The following is a 20,566-nucleotide window of genomic DNA, read 5'->3' as shown; positions in this document are numbered from 1 at the left end:
GGTACTATAATCGTACTTGTTAAGAAGATGCCTCTTTTATATGAAATGAGGGGAAATGAAGTGAGGAAAGAATTTGTACTTATAACAGGAGCAAGTGGAGCAATAGGTAGTGCAACGGCTATTGAACTTGCAAAACAAGGTTATTCACTATACATACATTATAATAGGAACGAACTAGGTATTCGGGATCTCATTCAAGCTTTAGAAGAGTATGATATTGAAGTTATTCCTATTCAAGCTGATTTAAGTACGATGGAGGGAGTAGAGCGATTATGTTCGAATATATTTTCTCTTAATAGTATAGTGTTAAATAGTGGAAAAGCGCATTATGGACTAGTTTCTGATGTCGATCTCGATACGATGCAAGAAATGATTCAGCTTCATTTAACTAGTCCATACTTAATCGTACAAAAGCTAACTTCGAAATTAACACGAAACGCTTCTTCTTCAATTGTTGCTGTTACGTCTATATGGGGAGATACAGGTGCTTCTTGTGAAGTTCTATATAGCATGCTTAAAGGTGGTCAAAACTCCTTTGTTAAGGCATTAAGTAAAGAATTAGCTCTTATGGGCGTGCGTGTGAATGCTGTTTCTCCAGGGATAGTGAATACCCCGATGGTGGCCAATCTAACTGAAGAAGAAAAGTTTGAGCTGACGGATGAAATTCCTATAGGAAGACTTGCTGAGCCAAAAGAAATAGCTGACAGCATTGCCTATTTACTATCTGATCGTGCATCGTATATTACAGGGCATATTTTAAAAGTAAACGGAGGATGGTACACCTAATGTGAAACCATTCCTATTACAATTCCTTAAATTATTTTTAACGAAAAGTCTAAGTGATAATTTGAACGGGATAAATTGTCAGTATAGAAGAGGTCATTCATACACAATTTATATAATAAGAAAGGGTGATATGAATGTCCATTTTAGATAATTGGGAGCAATGGAAAGACTTTTTGGGAGATCGTCTGCATACAGCTGAGGCTGAAGGGCTTTCTAAAGGTGTTATTTCTGAACTTGCTTTTGAAATTGGAGATTATTTATCAAAGCAAGTTCAACCCAAAAATGATCAAGAAAAAATTCTCGCAGAACTATGGTCTGTTGCCTCCGATGAAGAAAAGCATGCTATAGCGAATGTAATGGTGAAAATGGTTAGTAATTCAAACTCATGATGGAAATATAGTGAAAATTAATGTTCATAACAATACTTCTATTAACATCAGTTAGTATGGGATCTTTCTGAATTATTTAGATGACTAACTGAGGATTTCAATTGCTAGAGGATGCCAAACAAAAGGAAACTTTTTGGCATCCTATTTTTTTGAAAGTTGCGTTGAGATTCAAACGAAGTGTTAAGTACGACAAGAAAGACTCTTATCGTCATTATGCAAGAAAGTGAGCATCCTGGATGCATTTTCAATTTCTTATTAATGGGTAACAAATTTTGTTTAAAGAGATAGGTTAAGAAATCCTCCGTTTGCTTTCGAGTATAAAACACCTACGGGAGTTTCCGCGAATTTTTCTTTTTAAAAGTCGGCAATTACGTATAATAGGGCCTTTATGAAAAAAAGTGTGGGAAATTGTGATTGAAAAGCAAAGAAAGATAAGAAAATAGGCAAACTCATAATTTTTTATGATGTTTTCCCTTTAATATTAAGGGTAAATCATTTATTATTATAGATGCTAGTATAAAATTGTTGAATTTTGTCTTGAGGGGCGGGGATTTTTCAAATGGATCGAAAAGAATGGTATTTCGAGTATGAAATTCAGAAAAATCGACCGGGGATATTAGGTGATATTTCTTCTCTTCTAGGTATGTTATCCATAAACATAGTTACAATTAACGGTGTTGATGAAGGTCGAAGAGGATTACTATTAAAGGCTAATGACAGTAAAAATATTGAACGTTTAGAATCAATACTATCTACGATGGATACGATAAAAGTAATTAAGATTCGTGAGCCTAAGATGTTAGATCGATTAGCTGTTAGGCATGGACAATATATTCAACGAGACGCTGACGACAAAAAAACTTTTCGCTTTGTTAGAAGTGAATTAGGATTATTAGTCGATTTTATGGCTGAATTATTTAAACAAGATGGACATAAGATGATTGGGATTCGTGGTATGCCTCGAGTTGGAAAAACAGAATCTATTGTAGCAGCAAGTGTTTGTGCCAATAAACGATGGTTATTTGTTTCTTCAACGCTATTGAAGCAAACAATTAGAAGCCAGCTTATAGAAGATGAATATAATGAAAACAATCTATTTATTATAGACGGAATTGTTTCTACAAGATCGGCTAATGAAAAGCATTGGCAACTTGTTAGAGAAATTATGAGACTTAATTCAGTTAAAGTGATCGAACATCCTGATGCATTTGTGAGAAATTCAGAATATACGATGGATGACTTTGATTATATTATCGAGTTAAGAAATAATCCAGAAGAAGAAATTACATATGAAGTTGTACATCAAAATGATTTATTTGGGGGATCAGATTTTGGCTCCTTTGATTTCTAAAGTATAGAAGGTGTTATAAATGACGGAATTAGGAAAAACGTTAAAAGCTGCACGTGAAGAGAAAGGTCTTAGTTTAGATGATTTACAGCAATTAACGAAAATTCAAAAAAGATATTTAATTGGTATAGAAAAAGGCGATTACGCAATGATGCCAGGTAAATTTTATGTGCGTGCCTTTATTAAGCAGTATGCTGAGGCTGTTGGAATTGAGCCAGAGGAAATTTTTGAACAATTTAAGAGTGATGTTCCAGCAGTTAGAGAAGATGAGTTACCAGAGCAACTATCAAGAGTGCAGTCAAAGAGAACTATCTCTCCTACTCAATCTAAAGTACTAGATCTTTTACCGAAAATATTAGTAGCTGTTTTCGTTATCGGAGCGGCAGTTTTAATTTGGGTGCTTGTTTCTAAAAATATACAAACAGATGGAGAGAAAAAGTCTGATACTGGAAGTGACCAGATTACCGTTGAATCAGAAAAAAATTCTCCTTTAAAAGATGGTGAAGCATCAAAAGACAAAGATAAGGCTCAAGATAATGGCGACAAGAATGATCAAGATCAAGAGAATGATCAAGATAAAGAGCAAAATAATGATGTTAAACAAACTGTATCAGTAGTTAATTCTTCCGGTAAATTTTCTACGTATGAATTAAAAGATACAGATGTATTTAAATTAAAGTTAGTTGCTAGTGCTGATACTTGGGTAAATGTTAAGAACGCTAATGGTAAATCTATGTTTCAAGGTCTAATGAAACAAAATGATAATCAAGAAATTGACTTAACAAATGAAACAAAGGCAGAGCTAGTAATTGGTAATACAGCAGGAACGACTATATATATTAATGATGAGCAATTAACTTATGCCATTTCTCCTACTGAAAGAGTTAATCAAAATATTACCATTAACTTTTCAAAAACAGAGTAATTTTAGTTAATAATGAAGACTAGAAAGTTCTTACCTTTTAGTCTTCAATCAAGAGCTCGGCATAGCCGGGTTCTTCGTCTTTTCATTTTGGGTAACATAGAATATAGTATATATTAAAGAAGTTTTTCATCTGGAGGTTTTTGTTTTGAATTTACCTAATAAAATAACGGTATCGAGAATATGTTTAATCCCAGTATTTCTAATTTTTATGCTGGTTGACTTTCATTGGGGAGATTTAAAAATTGGTAGTGAGTATCTTCCTATTGAACATTTAGTTGGTGCATTGATTTTCATCGTTGCTTCAGTAACTGATTGGATCGATGGGCATTATGCTAGGAAGTATAATCTTGTTACAAATCTTGGAAAGTTTTTAGATCCGTTAGCGGATAAATTATTAGTATCATCAGCTTTAATTGTGTTAGTAGAGTTACAGCTTGCTGCATCATGGATTGTTATTGTCATTATAAGCCGTGAATTTGCAGTTACAGGATTACGATTAATTCTTGCAGGAACAGGTGAAGTTGTAGCTGCAAATATGTTAGGGAAAATTAAAACTTGGACCCAAATCATAGCCGTATCTGCTTTACTTCTGCATAACTTACCATTTGAATTAATCTCTATTCCATTTGCAACAATTGCATTATGGGTTTCTATGTTCTTTACCATATGGTCTGGTTGGGAATACTTCGCTATTAATAAAGATGTATTTAAAAATTCTAAATAAACACGGGGGAGTTTTTAGATGAATGCAGAGATTATTGCTGTCGGCTCTGAGCTATTACTTGGACAAATCGTGAATAGTAATGCTCGTTACATTTCTAGACAGCTTGCCGAAATAGGGGTAAATGTTTTTTTTCATACAGTAGTTGGCGATAATTCGTCTCGCTTAAAGAGTGCAATTGAAATAGCAGAGAAGCGTTCTCAGATTGTTATCTTTACTGGCGGACTCGGACCAACAAAAGATGATTTAACAAAAGAAGCGATTGCAGCTCATTTAAATACTCAGTTAGTTATGGATGAGCATGCGTTAGCTAGCATCTCTGCTTATTTTGCAAAAACGGGAAGACCTGTTACGGAGAACAATAAAAAGCAAGCGCTTGTTTTGGACGGTTCTCATGTTTTAGTGAATGATCACGGAATGGCCCCTGGAATGATATACTCATCTCCTAGTCATACATATATGCTTTTACCTGGACCACCGTCTGAAATGGAACCGATGTTTTCGACATATGGGATTCCTGCATTAGTAGATAAAATGAATACGATTGAAAGAATTCATTCTCGAGTTCTTCGATTTTTTGGTATTGGTGAAGCATATTTGGAAACAGTTGTTGAAGATTTATTAGATGAACAATCTAACCCTACAATTGCTCCCTTAGCTTCTGATGGAGAAGTTACGTTAAGAATAACAGCTAAACACTCTTCAGTTGATGAGGCTGATAGAATGATTGATGAAGTAGAAGAAAAGATTAATCAACGAGTTGGGCAATTTTGTTATGGAAAAGATGATACGTCTTTAATGAAAGAAGTTGTGAAGCTGTTAACTTCTAAAGGTCTTACAATTGCTAGTGCAGAAAGTTTAACAGGTGGTATGTTTCAAGAGGAATTAACGACAATATCAGGTGCGAGCCAAATATTTAAAGGTGGAATTGTTAGCTATAGTAATGAGGCAAAAATAAATGTCTTAAAAGTAAACAAAGAAACGATTGAAAAATATGGCGCAGTGAGTGAACAATGTGCAAAAGAAATGGCTGAACAAGTACGTTCTTTACTAGGTACTGATATTGGAATTAGCTTTACTGGTGTTGCAGGACCAGAACCACTTGAAGGTAAACCAGTGGGCACTGTTTATATTGGCTTGTCTAGTTCGAAATTTACTACAAAAGTAGTTAAGCTACAACTACAGAGAAGCAGACAGGTTAATAGAGTAATAAGTTTTAAAAATGGCTGTCATATTATTCTACAAAGCTTACAAAGTCATGAATAGAAGTTTTAGATATCATTTTAAAATAGAAGGTGTTTATCAATTTACGTTATATTTGATAGATACCTTCTATTTTTTTATAAAGGTATTTTCTTAACGAATTGTGATTAAAAAAAATTTACATAAGTAAAATGAAAGTTTTAGAGAAAAATTAACAATGAAATTAAGCGAATAAATGTTCGCTTTTTACTTGTCAAACGAAAGAAAAAAGTATATAGTAAATATAGTTATTAACAAACAAAGAAGCAGTACGCTTTAATGAATAGATATTAGCATGTATTTAAAAGGGGGAACTCTAGTGAGTGATCGTCAAGCAGCCTTAGAAATGGCTTTGAAACAAATTGAAAAACAATTCGGTAAAGGTTCCATTATGAAACTAGGAGAACAATCTGACCGCAGAATTTCTGCAGTTCCTAGTGGTTCGTTAGCTTTAGATGTAGCGCTTGGGGTTGGTGGATATCCAAGAGGTCGTATTATTGAAGTGTATGGTCCTGAAAGTTCAGGTAAAACAACTGTAGCATTACATGCGATAGCTGAAGTACAAGCATCTGGTGGACAAGCAGCTTTTATTGATGCTGAGCATGCTTTAGATCCAGTTTATGCTCAAAAGTTGGGTGTGAATATTGATGAATTATTGTTATCACAACCGGATACTGGAGAGCAAGCTTTAGAAATTGCTGAAGCACTTGTACGAAGCGGTGCAATTGATATTATTGTAATTGACTCAGTTGCTGCTTTAGTTCCTAAAGCAGAAATTGAAGGAGATATGGGAGATTCTCATGTAGGCTTACAAGCACGTTTAATGTCTCAAGCACTACGTAAGTTATCTGGAGCTATTAATAAATCAAATACAATTGCTATTTTCATCAACCAAATCCGTGAAAAAGTAGGAGTTATGTTTGGAAATCCTGAAACAACACCAGGAGGACGAGCGTTGAAATTCTATTCAACGGTCCGTTTAGAAGTACGTCGTGCAGAGCAATTGAAACAAGGCAATGACATTGTAGGGAATAAAACTAAAATTAAAGTTGTAAAGAATAAAGTTGCGCCACCATTCCGTGTAGCAGAAGTGGATATTATGTATGGAGAAGGAATATCTCGTGAAGGAGAAATTGTTGATATGGCTTCTGATCTTGATATTATCCTTAAGAGTGGGGCATGGTATTCTTATAATGATGAACGTTTAGGTCAAGGTAGAGAAAATGCTAAACTTTTCTTAAAAGAAAACGATGCTATTCGTACAGAAATTATGAAGAAAATACGTGATCACTATCAGTTAGATGGAGAACATGTTGCTCCAGAAGAAGATTCGGCTCAGGAAGAAATGGATTTTCTAGAAGAATAAGCAATATAAAAAGACTTAGCACTCTTTAGAATGCTAAGTCTTTTTATCTTTTTAAGGGTATTTCACCATAATATATTAGGATTAGGAGTTGTATACTGACTTTGTGAAAGTTGAATATAGGTTATGGTCATTTAAATATGTGGTTTCCTATAGCTGGAAAAGGACTGTACGTTAACATGTATGGGCTGAATGGTACCAATGTCTGAAAATTCATAGGCGCCCAAAGGTACAACCCCTTGACAACCCAAATTTGCACCTATACAATTAATATGTATATTTTACATGTTTTTAAATTTAACATTTGTAAAAAAAAAAGCCTATGTGCTGTATATTGAAGAAAAGTAACAATGTACATGCCGACATGACATGATTAAAAATAATTTCATAGCAAGAGGAGGTGAAAAGATGGATCTAATTATTATTATCATCTCCATTTTGCTTGCTCTGTTCGTCGGTGCAGTTGTTAGTTATTTTGTATTCAAGAAATTATCTGAAAACAAAATAGCAGGGGCAAAGAATGAAGCAGAACGTATCATTGAAGATGGCATTAGAGAAAGTGAAGCTCTTAAAAAAGAAGCCCTTATTGAAGCCAAGGATGAAATCCATAAACTTCGAACTGATGCTGAAAGTGACATTCGTGAACGAAGATCTGAATTACAAAAACAAGAAAATCGATTATTGCAAAAAGAAGAGAATCTTGATCGAAAAAGCGATACTCTTGATAAACGTGAATCCGCTTTAGAGAAAAGAGATTATTCTCTTAACCAAAAACAACAGCATATTGAAGAGAAGGAAAGCAAAGTGGACGATATGGTTCGTCTGCAACAAACAGAGCTTGAACGAATTTCTAGCTTAACAAGAGAAGAAGCAAAAGCCATTATTCTGGATCGTGTTGAAAAGGAACTATCACATGATATTGCTATTATGATTAAAGAAAATGAAAACCGTGCGAAAGAAGATTCTGATAAGAAAGCAAAAGAAATTCTTTCACTTGCTATCCAAAGATGTGCGGCTGATCATGTAGCTGAAACAACAGTATCTGTTGTTACTCTGCCAAATGATGAAATGAAGGGACGTATTATTGGCCGCGAAGGCCGTAATATAAGAACACTTGAAACGCTTACAGGTATTGATTTAATCATAGATGATACACCTGAAGCAGTTATTTTATCTGGATTTGATCCAATCAGACGTGAAACAGCAAGATTAGCACTTGAGAAATTAGTACAAGATGGTCGTATCCATCCGGCACGTATTGAAGAAATGGTGGATAAAGCGAGAAGAGAAGTTGATGAGCATATCCGTGAAATTGGAGAACAAACAACTTTTGAAGTTGGGGTTCATGGATTACATCCAGACTTAATTAAGATTCTTGGACGTTTGAAATTCCGAACAAGTTATGGACAAAATGTTCTAAAACATTCTATGGAAGTTGCCTTCTTATCAGGATTACTTGCTGCTGAATTAGGTGAAGATGAAATGCTTGCTAGAAGAGCTGGTTTGCTTCACGATATTGGTAAAGCTATTGACCATGAAGTGGAAGGAAGCCATGTTGAAATTGGTGTTGAACTTGCCACTAAGTATAAGGAAAATCCTGTTGTCATTAACAGTATTGCTTCGCATCACGGTGATACAGAACCAACATCGATAATTGCAGTTCTAGTAGCAGCAGCGGATGCTTTATCTGCAGCAAGACCTGGAGCAAGAAGTGAAACTCTTGAAAATTATATTCGTCGTTTAGAGAAACTTGAAGAAATTTCAGAGTCATATGATGGTGTTGAAAAATCATTTGCGATTCAGGCTGGCCGTGAAGTTCGTATTATGGTTAAACCAGAACAAATTGATGATTTAGAGGCTCATCGTTTAGCGAGAGATATACGTAAGCGTATTGAAAAAGAATTAGATTACCCTGGACATATTAAGGTAACTGTTATTCGAGAAACTCGAGCTGTAGAATATGCAAAATAGAGTGTAATAGAAGAGGGAATCCTAAAAGACATACTTTTAGGGTCCCTCTTCTTTCTTATTTGGGTATAATAAAGTAGTAAGTAAATGTTTGTTTTGACTAATTGTTTAAATGAAACAATATTATATGCTATAATTTTCAAAGTCTAAAAGAACGTATTTTTTGAAAGTAGAAAGGGTTATAAAATGAAATTACTATTTGTTGGAGATGTTGTAGGTTCTCCAGGTAGAGATATGGTGGAAGAATATTTACCAAAACTAAAAGACAAATATAAACCACATATCGTGATAATAAATGGTGAAAATGCAGCAGCTGGAAGAGGAATTACAGAAAAAATTTATCGTCAGTTTTTAAGCTCTGGAGCAAATGCAGTAACACTAGGTAATCATGCTTGGGATCATAAAGAGATTTTTGAATTTATTGAGGATGCGAATAATTTAGTAAGACCAGCTAATTTTCCAGAAGGAGCACCAGGGACAGGAATTACTTATATAAGATGGAATGCTCTTCAAGTTGCTGTTATCAATTTGCAAGGAAGAACTTTTATGCCGCCATTAGATTGTCCGTTTGTTAAAGCGGAGCAGTTAGTAGAAGAGGCTAGAAAAGTAACACCAATCATATTTGTAGACTTTCATGCTGAAGCAACAAGTGAAAAACAAGCTCTAGCTTGGTTTTTAGATGGGAAGGTTTCTGCTGTAATTGGTACGCATACACATGTTCAAACAGCTGACTATCGTATCTTACCGAAGGGAACAGCTTATATGACTGACGTTGGTATGACAGGTCCTTATGATGGGATTTTAGGAATGACTAGGGAGCCGATTATTCAAAAGTTCTTAAACAGTATGCCTGCGCGTTTTACTGTGCCTAAAGATGGGCGAGCACAGTTAAGTGCAGTACTTATTGATATTGATGAAAAAAGTGGAGTAGCTAAGAAAATTCAGCCGTTGATTATTAATGAAGACCATCCATTTTTTGAATAAGCGCTAAAATATCATATTAGTTGAGAGAGTATCTTCCTATTTTAGGGGATGCTCTTTTTTGGGTATAGGCTAACCTGATATATCTATGGTTAATTACTTAGGAGATTAGGATTTTCTTCTCCTAGAAACAAACAGCTGTGTTACGATTAGTTGAAAACTGTCCTAAGGAAAGAAAACCTCTTATATAAATTTGTAATAACTAGGACAAATGTTGAATATAGTAGCAATGGAAGTAATATATTTGTCACATCATCGTAAGACGATGGAGAAGGAAATACACAAGGAGGAGCTAGGAATGGAAATATTAAAGGTTTCAGCAAAATCTAATCCCAATTCTGTAGCAGGCGCACTTGCGGGTGTCCTACGTGAAAGAGGAGCCGCTGAGATTCAGGCAATCGGAGCAGGGGCGTTAAATCAGGCCGTTAAGGCAGTAGCAATTGCAAGAGGATTTGTGGCACCTAGTGGAGTGGACTTGATATGTATTCCTGCTTTTACAGACATAATGATTGATGGCGAAGAAAGAACTGCTATAAAGCTTATAGTGGAACCACGTTAAACAGAGAGAATGTAAAGAAGAGGCAATCTAAAAGTAAAACTTTTGGTAAGCCTCTTTATTTTGTAGAAAATCATGTTTTAAAAAGGATAACCGATGTTAGTGAAGGCTTTTGGGACAACCTTTCTCAAAGTATAATCTCCTTTGTTCAAGATATAATGGGTTTATCAATCAAATCATACGAATTATTGAAAAATTCTTTCTGTTTTCTGTATTTAATGTGTTGAGAGGCTTGCATTTTTTCATTGTTAAGGCTAGAATTAAAGTCGTTTAGTACATCTCGCTGTAGGATCGCTTCGAAATGTCTTAATATTATAAAAAAATTGTATTCTAGTTTATTGAGAGAGTACTAGATAATCCAAGATAAGTTTCCATTTATAGTGTGACTAAAGGGGTGTAAGTAATGATCAATCAACTTTCGTGGAAAGTTGGAGGGCAGCAAGGTGAAGGTATTGAAAGTACAGGAGAAATTTTTTGTATAGCTTTAAATCGTTTAGGATATTATTTATATGGATATCGCCATTTTTCTTCACGAATAAAGGGTGGACACACAAATAACAAAATCCGTGTAAGCACTGTACAAACTCGTTCTGTATCAGATGACTTAGATATTCTTGTCGCCTTTGACCAAGAAACAATTGAATTGAATTACAAAGAACTGCATGAAAAAGGGATCATTATTGCAGATTCTAAAATAAAGCCACAGTGCCCTGAAGATTCTAAGGCTGTGATGTATAGTGTTCCGTTTTCTGAAATAGCTACTGAATTAGGTACATCATTAATGAAGAATATGGTAGCGATCGGTGCTTCTTCCGCAATATTAGGTTTAGATATTTCTATTTTTGAAGAAGTTGTAGAAGAAATCTTTGGTCGTAAGGGAGAACAAGTAGTTAAAAAGAACTTAGATGCTATTCAAGCAGGCTATGAATATATGGTAAATGAGCTAGGTCAAAATGTAGGTTCATTACAATTGGAAAAAGGCGATGGAAAACAACGCCTATTTATGATTGGTAATGATGCTATTGCTCTAGGAGCTCTAGCTGGTGGTTGCCGTTTTATGGCAGCTTACCCGATTACTCCAGCTTCAGAAATTATGGAGTATTTAATCAAAAAACTACCGGCAGTTGGTGGTACTGTTATTCAAACAGAAGATGAAATTGCAGCCGTAACTATGGCAATAGGAGCTAACTATGCAGGTGTGAGAACAATTACAGCGTCTGCAGGCCCAGGATTATCCTTAAAGATGGAAGCAATCGGATTGTCTGGAATAACAGAAACACCACTTGTTATCGTTGATACACAACGTGGAGGCCCTTCTACTGGTCTTCCTACAAAGCAAGAGCAATCGGATTTAATGGCAATGATATATGGAACACATGGTGAAATTCCTAAGATTGTTATGGCTCCAAGTACAGTAGAGGAAGCTTTTTATGATACGGCTGAAGCATTTAATTTAGCTGAGGAATATCAAGTACCTGTTATTGTTTTGTCTGATTTACAGTTATCGTTAGGGAAACAAACTGTACAGCCTTTAGATATAAATAAAGTAGAGATTCGTCGTGGTAAACTTGTACAAGGTGAATTACCAGAAGTGGACGGATATTTTAAACGCTATGAAGTAACAGAAGATGGAGTTTCACCTAGGGTCATTCCTGGTATGTTAAATGGAATCCATCATGTTACAGGTGTAGAGCATGATGAAACTGGTAAACCTTCTGAAGCAGCAACAAATCGTGTTGCTCAAATGGATAAGAGAATGAGAAAGATTAAAAACATTTCATTTCCTAATCCGGTTCATAAATATGCAAAACATGAAGAAGCAGACTTGTTAATTGTTGGTTTTAACTCTACTCGTGGAGTAATCGAGGAGGGTATTACCCGTTTAGAAGAGGATGGCTTGAAGGTGAACCATGCGCATATGCGTTTAATTCATCCATTCCCTATTGAGGAAATGCTACCACTTGTAACTTCGGCTAAGAAAGTTGTAGTCGTTGAGAATAATGCTACTGGACAATTAGCAAATATTATAAAAATGAATTTAGGCCATGTCGATAAAATTAAGAGCATTCTAAAGTATGATGGTAACCCGTTTTTACCACATGAAATTCATTCAAAATGCAAGGAGTTGTTCTGATATGGCTACATTTAAAGATTTTCGTAATAATGTAAAACCAAACTGGTGTCCTGGTTGTGGAGACTTTTCTGTTCAAGCAGCTATTCAACGTGCGGCAGCTAATGTCGGATTAGAGCCTGAACAATTAGCCGTTATTTCGGGTATTGGCTGTTCTGGACGTATTTCTGGATATATCAAATCTTATGGATTTCATAGTATTCATGGCCGTTCACTACCAATTGCTCAAGGTGTGAAAATGGCAAACCGTGAATTAACAGTCATTGCATCAGGCGGAGACGGCGATGGTTTTGCTATTGGTATGGGACATACCGTTCATGCCATCCGTAGAAATATTGATATTACGTATATTGTTATGGATAATCAAATTTATGGATTAACAAAAGGGCAAACATCACCTCGTTCAGCTGCTGGTTTTAAAACGAAATCAACACCACAAGGTTCAATTGAACAAGCGATTTCACCAATGGAACTAGCGATTTCTGCGGGTGCAACATTTGTTGCTCAAAGCTTCTCAACAGATTTAAAAGATTTAACTAGTATAATAGAAGCTGGAATCAATCATAAAGGATTTTCATTAATTAACGTATTTAGTCCTTGTGTGACCTATAATAAAATTAACACGTATGATTGGTTCAAAGAAAATTTAACAAAATTAGCTACTATAGAAGACTATGATCCTACTAATCGTGAGCAAGCCATGCAAACATTAATGGAGCATGATGGTCTAGTTACAGGTATTATTTATCAAAATAATGAGCGTAAATCGTATCAAGAATTAGTACCTGGTTATGGAGAAGAGGCATTAGCAAAATCAAGCCTCGAGTTAAGTCAAGAAAGCTTTGATAAGCTAGTAGCGGAGTTTATGTAATCTATATAAATAACAGATAATAAAAAGCCTCATGGAAATAGTCCATGAGGCTTTTTAAGTCGATCACAAAAAATAGAAGGATCTATTTATGAATGGATCTTAAAAGAAGAATCCTCCGCCAAATCCACCGCAGCATCTTCTTCTACAACCGCAACCGCGATTAAAATTGTTACTCTCATTACGACGACGATGTCTACGGAATGAGCTAGATTCGAAGCAACGGCAATTTCTTACACGTCTACAGAATCTACGTTCACGTCTGAAGCAATCACTGCTTTCTGAACGTCTGTTTCTACGTCTTGAGCTACTTTCTCTACGTCTTGAACTGCTTTCACCTTTTCCCATTTATAAACACTCTCCTTAAAAGTAAGTTCAATGTAATGTATGTAATCCGCGGACAAGATGAAAAGGCTAGTACCTAGAAATCAAAAAATGTGTATATATAATGGTTCGACAAATCTCTATTGAGATTGGTTAAGACTAATGAAGAAAAAAATAAATTTTTTTCTCGTTATCATTTGTACACGATAAACGTACAGCTAAGTAAATATATCTGTTATAAAAAATAAACTATTTATATAGATATATTTATGGAAAGAGAGGTGTGTTCACCTTGGAGGGAAAAATGAAGGCGCTTGTGAAGCATCATAGAGGTTTTGGGGCTAGTCTAGAGTATGTAAACATACCAATCATAAAAAAAAATGAGGTTCTTATTAGAGTTAAAGCTACTTCGATTTGCGGGACAGATGTTCATATTTACAAATGGGATCAATGGGCAAACAAGCGTGTTAAACCGCCATATATATTTGGGCATGAATTTTCTGGTGTAGTAATTGAGATAGGAAGTAGTGTGTCATCAGTGTCGGTCGGTGATCATGTATCGGCAGAAACCCATATCATTTGTCATAACTGTCTTCAATGTCTCGAAGGTCTAGGACATATATGCCGTAATACTAAAATCATTGGAGTCGATCAACCAGGATGTTTTGCAGAATATATTGCAGTTCCTGAACAGAATGTTTGGAAAAACCCGAAAGATTTAACGTTTGAAGTGGCATCCATTCAAGAGCCGATGGGAAATGCTGCACATACGGTACTTACTGGTGAAATTGTCGGAAAATCAGTTGCTATCATTGGGTGTGGTCCAATTGGTTTAATGGCAATAGCTATAAGTAAGGCAGCAGGTGCATCTCAAATATTGGCTATTGATGTGAATGAATATAGACTGCAATTAGCAAAACAGATGGGCGCTACAAGTTTAATTAATAGTTTAACTGTGGATGCCGTACAAAAGGCCGAACAAATCACGCATAATCAAGGAGTAGATGTTATTTGTGAAATGAGTGGTCATCCACAAGCTATCAAACAAGGGTTTGAGATGGTGGCGAATGGTGGAAGAGTTTCGATTTTGAGCTTGCCTGAAGAGCCAGTAGCATTAGATATTACAAATCAAATTGTATTTAAAGGACTGAACGTACAAGGTATTACAGGCCGATTATTATTTAAAACATGGAATCAAGTTTCACGTTTAATAAGATCAAAACAAGTGGATGTTCTCCCATTGCTAACTCATTCGTATCCTTTGGAAGAATTTAAAAAGGGATTTGATTTAATGCTATCAGGTAATTGTGGGAAGGTTATTTTATATCCTTAGATAGGGAAATAAGGAGGAGATAAGCAATGATCGAGTTCGATTATTTACAAACTGAAATAGATGAGATGAAGGGGAAGGGAGTTTTTCGAGAAATTGAGCCTCTCCAATCTCAACAGGATTCTATCGTTAAGATTAATCAACGAGAATTCATTCAACTATCTTCAAATAATTATTTAGGATTAACATCGCATCCTCGGTTAAAGAAAGCAGCTATTCTAGCTATAGAAAAGTATGGGGTGGGAACGGGCTCTGTTAGAACGATTGCGGGTACCTTATCGATACATGAAGATTTAGAACGAAAATTAGCTCATTTTAAGCATACAGAGGCTGCCCTAGTTTTTCAATCAGGTTTTTCAACGAATCAAGCTATATTATCAACTATACTCACTTCAGAAGATGTGATTATCTCTGATGAACTAAATCACGCCTCGATTATTGATGGAATTCGTTTATCAAAAGCTGCAAGAAAAGTATATAAACATGTCGATATGCAGAACTTGGAAAGAATCTTACAGCAATCCACTCAATATCGTAAGAGGTTAATTGTTACAGATGGTGTCTTTTCAATGGATGGAAATATTACACCATTGCCTCAGATTGTTTTATTGGCGGAAAAATATGATGCTATGGTAATGGTAGATGATGCTCATGCATCGGGTCTGTTGGGGAATAATGGGCGTGGTACAGTTAATCATTTTGGTCTAGATGGGAAAGTTCATATTCAAGTTGGGACTTTAAGTAAAGCAATCGGGGTGTTAGGAGGGTATGTAGCAAGCAGTCACTCTTTGATTGATTATTTGATACAGAGAGGAAGACCATTTCTATTTAGTACATCGCATCCACCTGCCGTTACAATGGCGTGTATGGAAGCGATTAATGTTTTGTTGGATGAACCATATCTTATAGATCAGCTATGGGAAAAAACTACTTTCTTTAAAAAAGGACTACATCAGCTTGGCTTTAATACTGGGGCTAGTCAAACACCTATTATACCGATTATCTTAGGGGATGAAGCGCTAGCTTTACAGTTTTCCAACCGATTAAAACAGTATGGTGTGTTTGCTCAAGGAATTGTATTTCCAACTGTTGCTAAGGGTAAGGCTCGTATTCGGACAATTGTAACAGTTCAGCATACAAAACAACAACTTCAACTTGCGTTAGACGCTTTTGAAAAAGTAGGTAAAGAATTAAAACTGATTTAATTTGAAGAGAGGCTATCTCATATGTGATTAAATATCATTTGAGGTAGCCTACTAAACGTATTAATTCTTTGATGAATGAATTTTTAACTACTTTTTTGTAAAATAGTATTTTTTACATGAAAAATACTATTTCATTGACCTAAAATGGTATAAAGATCATCTAGTTGATGTATTTGATAGTTCGGCTGTATGTTACTATGACTAGCACCTCTTTTTGGATTGTACCAGCAAGTATCTATACCTGCTAAATGGCCACCTTTTATATCAGATGTTAGCGAGTCACCAATAATTAATGCTTTTTCAATTGTAAAATTGGGTATATGCTCTATTACATAATCGAAATATTCTTTCATAGGCTTTTGATAGCCAATATCTTCTGACACAAAAATATCTTTGAACATCGGGAATAATCCTGAATCTTTAAGTCGTTTATACTGAGTTGTTGAAACTCCGTTCGTGACAATATATAAATCATATGAACAGTGTAAGTTTTTTATTAGTTCGAATGCTCCATTTATTAACTGATTTCCTTCATTTAAGTAATAACGATATTTTTGCTCGAAGAAATATCCGTCTACATGCTTGTCGTATTCTTTAAACAGTGTTGAAAAACGTGTGTTAACTACTTCATCACGTTGTATTTTGCCTTGTTCAAAACGAGCCCAAAGTTCTTGATTTAGTGTTCTATAACGCTGTTCGATTTCTATAGTTAATGGAATTTGTTGTTCTTGAAACAGCAAACGTAACGCATTTTTTTCTGCTGCACCAAAGTCTAGTAATGTATCATCGACATCAAATAATAAAGTCTCATATGTATTCATAACTCTACACCCGCTTTCTTACAATCTATTTTACGGTATGACATAATCTGATATGTTTTTTAATAGATTGAAAAGTATGAAAGAATAATATCATTTTTAGTTGTAACTTAATAGGAGAAATCTCATACCAAAAATTAATAATCCGAATACTTGATTGAATGGGCTATCATTTTATAAGAAGACTCTTTCTAAAAGATTTTATAATGGGAGAGTAAGATTGAGACTCCAACAGGGGAGTTGGCTCCAGGGGCTATGTGCTGAAAATGCTCACCACCAACTCCGAGGAAAGCGGGCATCCTGAGGCAACAAAGTATGTAAAAAACAGCCTAAATGAAATAAGTTGATTTGCTAAAATATACATTCTTATATGAATAGGAAATAAAAGGCAAAAGTGTGACTGTCTTTTATTTTTTCTATGAATCTTATATAGGACAAAGGAGCGACTATTGTTTAATGCCCTTAAAAGCTTTATACTATTGTAATGTGTATAAAGCTTTTATATACATTATTTGGTTTATGTGGTATATAAAACAATTCAATAAAAAGAGTATAAATATGAAAGAAAGGAGATTAGCGTATGAATGAAAAACAACGTGAACAATCTCAACAAGTAACCACTCAAAATCCAGCGGACAAAAAATCCGAAAAGGATTATAGCAAATATTTTGAGAAAACCTATGTAGCACCATCTCTAAAAGATGCAAAAAAACGTGGGAAAGAAGCCGTACAATATCATAGTGACTTTACTATTTCTGAACAATTTAGAGGAATGGGTCAAGGACGTAAATTCTTAATCCGCACATATGGCTGTCAAATGAATGAGCATGATACAGAAGTGATGGCGGGAATTTTTATGGCATTAGGATATGAGCCGACTGAAGATGTTAAGGAAGCAAATGTTATTTTGTTAAATACTTGTGCGATTCGAGAAAATGCAGAAAACAAAGTATTTGGGGAGCTTGGTCATTTAAAACCATTAAAAATGGAAAAGCCGGACCTATTAATAGGTGTATGTGGATGTATGTCTCAAGAGGAATCAGTAGTTAATCGAATTCTTCAGAAGCATCATTTCGTAGATATGATTTTTGGTACACATAATATTCATCGTTTGCCAAATATTTTACAAGAAGCGTATCTATCAAAAGAAATGGTGATTGAAGTTTGGTCTAAAGAAGGAGATGTTATTGAAAATCTTCCTAAGGTACGCAAAGGGAACATTAAAGCTTGGGTAAACATCATGTACGGCTGCGATAAATTCTGTACGTATTGTATCGTTCCTTATACACGTGGTAAAGAAAGAAGTCGACGTCCAGAAGAAATTATTCAAGAAGTACGCCATTTAGCAGCACAAGGATATCAAGAAATCACATTATTAGGTCAAAATGTGAATGCTTATGGTAAAGATTTTACCGACATTGAGTATCGATTAGGAGACCTAATGGACGAAATCAGAAAAATTGATATTCCTCGTATACGCTTTACAACGAGTCATCCTCGTGATTTTGATGATCATCTTATTGAGGTATTAGCAAAAGGTGGCAATTTGGTTGATCACATTCATCTTCCAGTACAATCAGGAAGCTCTGAAGTATTAAAAATTATGGCTCGTAAATATAATCGTGAACAATATTTAGAACTAGTAGATAAAATTAAAGCGGCGATTCCAAATCTGTCGTTAACGACTGATATTATTGTTGGATATCCAAACGAGACAGAAGAACAATTCGAAGAAACACTTTCATTATATAAACAAGTAGGGTTTGACACGGCTTATACGTATATTTATTCACCTCGAGAAGGAACACCTGCTGCTAAGATGAAAGATAACGTACCTATGGAGGTCAAGAAACAACGCTTACAACGTTTAAATGCAGTAGTTAATGAAATCAGTGCTGAAAAAATGAAATCATATCTAGGAAAAACTGTTGAAGTGTTAGTTGAAGGGGAAAGTAAGAAGAATCCAGATGTTTTAGCGGGATATACAAAGAAAAGCAAGCTGGTAAACTTCAAAGGGCCAAAATCTGCGATTGGAACAATTGTTAAGGTCAAAATTACAGATGCAAAAACTTGGTCATTAAACGGAGAAATGGTGGATCAAACGATAGAGGTGAAATAAGAGTGGCAAATTATACAAAAGACGATCTTATTCAAAAGGCGGAAGAACTTGCAGCAATGATGGCTGAAACTGAAGAGGTAAATTTCTTCAAGAAAGCTGAAGCACAAATTCATGAAAATCAAAAAGTACGTGAATTAATAGCAAGTCTTAAAAGTTTGCAAAAACAATCTATCAACTTTGAACATTACGGAAAAGAAAAAGCGTATAAGCAAGTACAAGATAAAATAACAGCAATTGAAGAGCAAATAAGTGAAATACCAGTAGTGCAAGAGTTTAAACAATCTCAGGTTGATGTGAATGAACTTTTACAATTAGTATCCTCAGCTATATCTAATAAAGTTACGGATTTAATTGTTGAATCAACTGGTGGAGATATCTTACGTGGGGAAACAGGTGCACAAATAAAAAATAGCTCTAAAAATAGTTGCTCATAATGAGAAAAGGGGATGTCTTAAAGGGCATCCTCTTTTCTTAAGGCTATTTTCTAAAAGATGGTTATTTATCAATGTGATTGTCTAAGGGAAAAAATAGTGCGCGATTGGAGAGCGGGATATAGGCATCGTGGGAGCAGAATGCAATCTATACCCCCAATAGGCAATAATGTTTAATAATAAGTGAGGTGTTAAACCATAATGGATATATTTCAAAGGTATAAGGATGCTAAAAATGAAGAAAAAGCGATTCAAATGGCAGCGTATATGAAAAATCATTTCTTGTTTTTAGGTATTCAAAAACCTGAAAGAACGATTTTAAATAAAGAGTTTATAAAGGAAAAAAAACAGGATGTCAAGATAGATTGGGCTTTTATAGAGGAATGCTATAAACAACCCTACCGAGAGCTTCATTATCTAGCTATAACATATTTGGATGCGATGAAAGCGAAGCTTAACGAAAATGATTTATTGCGAGTTAAGTGGCTGATAACGACTAATTCATGGTGGGATTCAGTGGATGCCATCAATCCAATTGTCGGGTATTTGTTTTTAAAATTTCCAAATGTGAAAGAAGAAGTTGAAACTTGGATTCGTGCAGAAAACATTTGGTTAAAGCGTGTTTCGATAATTTGTCAGTTGAAATTTAAAGAACAAACAGATACTACCTTTTTAGCAAAGGCAATTACATCAAATACAAATACGAAGGAATTCTTCGTAAATAAAGCGATTGGTTGGGCACTAAGGGAATATTCCAAAACAAATAAAGATTGGGTAATAGCTTTCTTAGAACAGCATACACTTGATAAATTAAGTGTTAGAGAAGCTAGCAAATATTTATCTCGCTAACACTGATGAAGTGAATTCTAATAAAAATCGTACAGAGTTAACAACAATCTTATTGAAAGGCTGCTTTCAAAAAGGTATTTTTTTTAATACGTTCAAAAAATTGGTGGATAAAGAGTTCGGTTGATTGGACCGTAAAATCGAGTCTCCTAAGCTTTCGTCATTAAAGCTTAGGAGTTCTTTTTATTTAGATTCTTTTCTAAAAGGTTATTGTT

Annotated in this window: 19 protein-coding genes; 17 read left to right on the top strand and 2 right to left on the bottom strand. The window is 34.9% G+C overall.

What is annotated here, in order from left to right; translation table 11 throughout:
- The first annotated feature begins 60 nt into the window (after positions 1–60).
- The 12 genes from ymfI to BN349_RS10305 all read left to right on the top strand — a co-directional run bounded on the left by ymfI (position 61) and on the right by BN349_RS10305 (position 13,281).
- Entirely contained in the window at positions 61–786 is a 726-nt protein-coding gene (ymfI, locus tag BN349_RS10360) for an elongation factor P 5-aminopentanone reductase (RefSeq protein ID WP_019242237.1), read from the top strand.
- 134 nt (positions 787–920) lie between these two features.
- On the top strand, positions 921–1,175 hold the full coding sequence (locus BN349_RS10355; protein ID WP_019242236.1) for a DUF3243 domain-containing protein: 255 nt from the start codon (positions 921–923) through the stop codon (positions 1,173–1,175).
- A 559-nt stretch (positions 1,176–1,734) separates the two neighbouring features.
- Positions 1,735–2,526: a DUF3388 domain-containing protein gene (locus tag BN349_RS10350; protein ID WP_019242235.1), complete on the top strand. Its 792-nt coding sequence runs from the start codon at positions 1,735–1,737 to the stop codon at positions 2,524–2,526.
- A gap of 19 nt (positions 2,527–2,545) precedes the next feature.
- Positions 2,546–3,448 (top strand): helix-turn-helix domain-containing protein, encoded by a 903-nt coding sequence (locus tag BN349_RS10345; protein WP_019242234.1) that lies wholly within the window; start codon positions 2,546–2,548, stop codon positions 3,446–3,448.
- Between the two features lie 145 nt (positions 3,449–3,593).
- Positions 3,594–4,172 (top strand): CDP-diacylglycerol--glycerol-3-phosphate 3-phosphatidyltransferase, encoded by a 579-nt coding sequence (gene pgsA, locus BN349_RS10340; RefSeq protein ID WP_019242233.1) that lies wholly within the window; start codon positions 3,594–3,596, stop codon positions 4,170–4,172.
- A gap of 18 nt (positions 4,173–4,190) precedes the next feature.
- On the top strand, positions 4,191–5,435 hold the full coding sequence (locus BN349_RS10335) for a competence/damage-inducible protein A (RefSeq protein WP_019242232.1): 1,245 nt from the start codon (positions 4,191–4,193) through the stop codon (positions 5,433–5,435).
- Positions 5,436–5,730: 295 nt separating this feature from the next.
- Entirely contained in the window at positions 5,731–6,777 is a 1,047-nt protein-coding gene (recA, locus tag BN349_RS10330) for a recombinase RecA (protein WP_019242231.1), read from the top strand.
- 405 nt (positions 6,778–7,182) lie between these two features.
- The gene (gene rny, locus BN349_RS10325; protein WP_019242230.1) at positions 7,183–8,745 is read left to right on the top strand and encodes a ribonuclease Y; all 1,563 of its coding nucleotides are present in this window, start codon (positions 7,183–7,185) and stop codon (positions 8,743–8,745) included.
- 183 nt (positions 8,746–8,928) lie between these two features.
- Complete coding sequence (locus tag BN349_RS10320; protein ID WP_019242229.1) at positions 8,929–9,726, top strand: TIGR00282 family metallophosphoesterase; 798 nt, start codon at positions 8,929–8,931, stop codon at positions 9,724–9,726.
- A gap of 295 nt (positions 9,727–10,021) precedes the next feature.
- Positions 10,022–10,282 (top strand): stage V sporulation protein SpoVS, encoded by a 261-nt coding sequence (gene spoVS / locus BN349_RS10315; RefSeq protein ID WP_019242228.1) that lies wholly within the window; start codon positions 10,022–10,024, stop codon positions 10,280–10,282.
- 400 nt (positions 10,283–10,682) lie between these two features.
- Positions 10,683–12,413 carry a 2-oxoacid:acceptor oxidoreductase subunit alpha gene (locus BN349_RS10310; protein WP_019242227.1) on the top strand — a complete coding sequence of 577 codons (1,731 nt, stop codon included), beginning with the start codon at positions 10,683–10,685 and terminating at the stop codon, positions 12,411–12,413.
- Position 12,414: 1 nt separating this feature from the next.
- On the top strand, positions 12,415–13,281 hold the full coding sequence (locus BN349_RS10305) for a 2-oxoacid:ferredoxin oxidoreductase subunit beta (RefSeq protein ID WP_019242226.1): 867 nt from the start codon (positions 12,415–12,417) through the stop codon (positions 13,279–13,281).
- A 99-nt stretch (positions 13,282–13,380) separates the two neighbouring features.
- On the opposite strand, the gene BN349_RS25885 is transcribed toward BN349_RS10305, so the two are convergent.
- Positions 13,381–13,626, bottom strand: a complete 246-nt coding sequence (locus BN349_RS25885; protein ID WP_157381027.1) for a hypothetical protein — start codon at positions 13,624–13,626, stop codon at positions 13,381–13,383.
- A 280-nt stretch (positions 13,627–13,906) separates the two neighbouring features.
- Here BN349_RS25885 and tdh point away from each other — a divergent pair, with 280 nt between their 5' ends.
- Entirely contained in the window at positions 13,907–14,935 is a 1,029-nt protein-coding gene (gene tdh / locus BN349_RS10295; protein ID WP_019242224.1) for an L-threonine 3-dehydrogenase, read from the top strand.
- Positions 14,936–14,961: 26 nt separating this feature from the next.
- Positions 14,962–16,137: a glycine C-acetyltransferase gene (locus tag BN349_RS10290; RefSeq protein ID WP_019242223.1), complete on the top strand. Its 1,176-nt coding sequence runs from the start codon at positions 14,962–14,964 to the stop codon at positions 16,135–16,137.
- A gap of 131 nt (positions 16,138–16,268) precedes the next feature.
- Here the strand turns inward: BN349_RS10290 and BN349_RS10285 are convergent, their stop codons facing one another.
- The gene (locus BN349_RS10285; RefSeq protein WP_019242222.1) at positions 16,269–16,958 is read right to left on the bottom strand and encodes a YjjG family noncanonical pyrimidine nucleotidase; all 690 of its coding nucleotides are present in this window, start codon (positions 16,956–16,958) and stop codon (positions 16,269–16,271) included.
- A gap of 577 nt (positions 16,959–17,535) precedes the next feature.
- On the opposite strand from BN349_RS10285, the gene miaB reads away from it, so the two are divergent.
- From miaB to BN349_RS10265, 3 genes are all read left to right on the top strand, one after another.
- On the top strand, positions 17,536–19,074 hold the full coding sequence (gene miaB / locus BN349_RS10275) for a tRNA (N6-isopentenyl adenosine(37)-C2)-methylthiotransferase MiaB (RefSeq protein ID WP_019242220.1): 1,539 nt from the start codon (positions 17,536–17,538) through the stop codon (positions 19,072–19,074).
- A 2-nt stretch (positions 19,075–19,076) separates the two neighbouring features.
- Positions 19,077–19,508: a RicAFT regulatory complex protein RicA family protein gene (locus tag BN349_RS10270; RefSeq protein WP_019242219.1), complete on the top strand. Its 432-nt coding sequence runs from the start codon at positions 19,077–19,079 to the stop codon at positions 19,506–19,508.
- A gap of 198 nt (positions 19,509–19,706) precedes the next feature.
- The gene (locus tag BN349_RS10265) at positions 19,707–20,354 is read left to right on the top strand and encodes a DNA alkylation repair protein (RefSeq protein WP_019242218.1); all 648 of its coding nucleotides are present in this window, start codon (positions 19,707–19,709) and stop codon (positions 20,352–20,354) included.
- Positions 20,355–20,566: the final 212 nt, after the last annotated feature.

This window comes from Bacillus sp. AP8, assembly GCF_000321185.1.
Classification (GTDB): Bacteria; Bacillota; Bacilli; order Bacillales; family DSM-1321; genus Bacillus_AD; species Bacillus_AD massilioanorexius.
The sequence above is the reverse complement of the archived record's forward strand: the minus strand, read 5'-3'. Positions and strand labels throughout refer to the sequence as shown.

What these genes read in the sequence shown, in the direction of transcription:
- rny (WP_019242230.1), top strand. Translation starts at nt 7,183, where the DNA reads ATGGATCTAATTATTATTATCATCTCCATTTTGCTTGCTCTGTTCGTC.
- BN349_RS10310 (WP_019242227.1), top strand. Translation starts at nt 10,683, where the DNA reads ATGATCAATCAACTTTCGTGGAAAGTTGGAGGGCAGCAAGGTGAAGGT.
- tdh (WP_019242224.1), top strand. Translation starts at nt 13,907, where the DNA reads ATGAAGGCGCTTGTGAAGCATCATAGAGGTTTTGGGGCTAGTCTAGAG.
- BN349_RS10355 (WP_019242236.1), top strand. Translation starts at nt 921, where the DNA reads ATGTCCATTTTAGATAATTGGGAGCAATGGAAAGACTTTTTGGGAGAT.
- BN349_RS10265 (WP_019242218.1), top strand. Translation starts at nt 19,707, where the DNA reads ATGGATATATTTCAAAGGTATAAGGATGCTAAAAATGAAGAAAAAGCG.
- BN349_RS10320 (WP_019242229.1), top strand. Translation starts at nt 8,929, where the DNA reads ATGAAATTACTATTTGTTGGAGATGTTGTAGGTTCTCCAGGTAGAGAT.
- BN349_RS10285 (WP_019242222.1), bottom strand. Translation starts at nt 16,958, where the DNA reads ATGAATACATATGAGACTTTATTATTTGATGTCGATGATACATTACTA.
- spoVS (WP_019242228.1), top strand. Translation starts at nt 10,022, where the DNA reads ATGGAAATATTAAAGGTTTCAGCAAAATCTAATCCCAATTCTGTAGCA.
- BN349_RS25885 (WP_157381027.1), bottom strand. Translation starts at nt 13,626, where the DNA reads ATGGGAAAAGGTGAAAGCAGTTCAAGACGTAGAGAAAGTAGCTCAAGA.
- BN349_RS10305 (WP_019242226.1), top strand. Translation starts at nt 12,415, where the DNA reads ATGGCTACATTTAAAGATTTTCGTAATAATGTAAAACCAAACTGGTGT.
- BN349_RS10335 (WP_019242232.1), top strand. Translation starts at nt 4,191, where the DNA reads ATGAATGCAGAGATTATTGCTGTCGGCTCTGAGCTATTACTTGGACAA.
- BN349_RS10345 (WP_019242234.1), top strand. Translation starts at nt 2,546, where the DNA reads ATGACGGAATTAGGAAAAACGTTAAAAGCTGCACGTGAAGAGAAAGGT.
- BN349_RS10290 (WP_019242223.1), top strand. Translation starts at nt 14,962, where the DNA reads ATGATCGAGTTCGATTATTTACAAACTGAAATAGATGAGATGAAGGGG.
- miaB (WP_019242220.1), top strand. Translation starts at nt 17,536, where the DNA reads ATGAATGAAAAACAACGTGAACAATCTCAACAAGTAACCACTCAAAAT.
- BN349_RS10350 (WP_019242235.1), top strand. Translation starts at nt 1,735, where the DNA reads ATGGATCGAAAAGAATGGTATTTCGAGTATGAAATTCAGAAAAATCGA.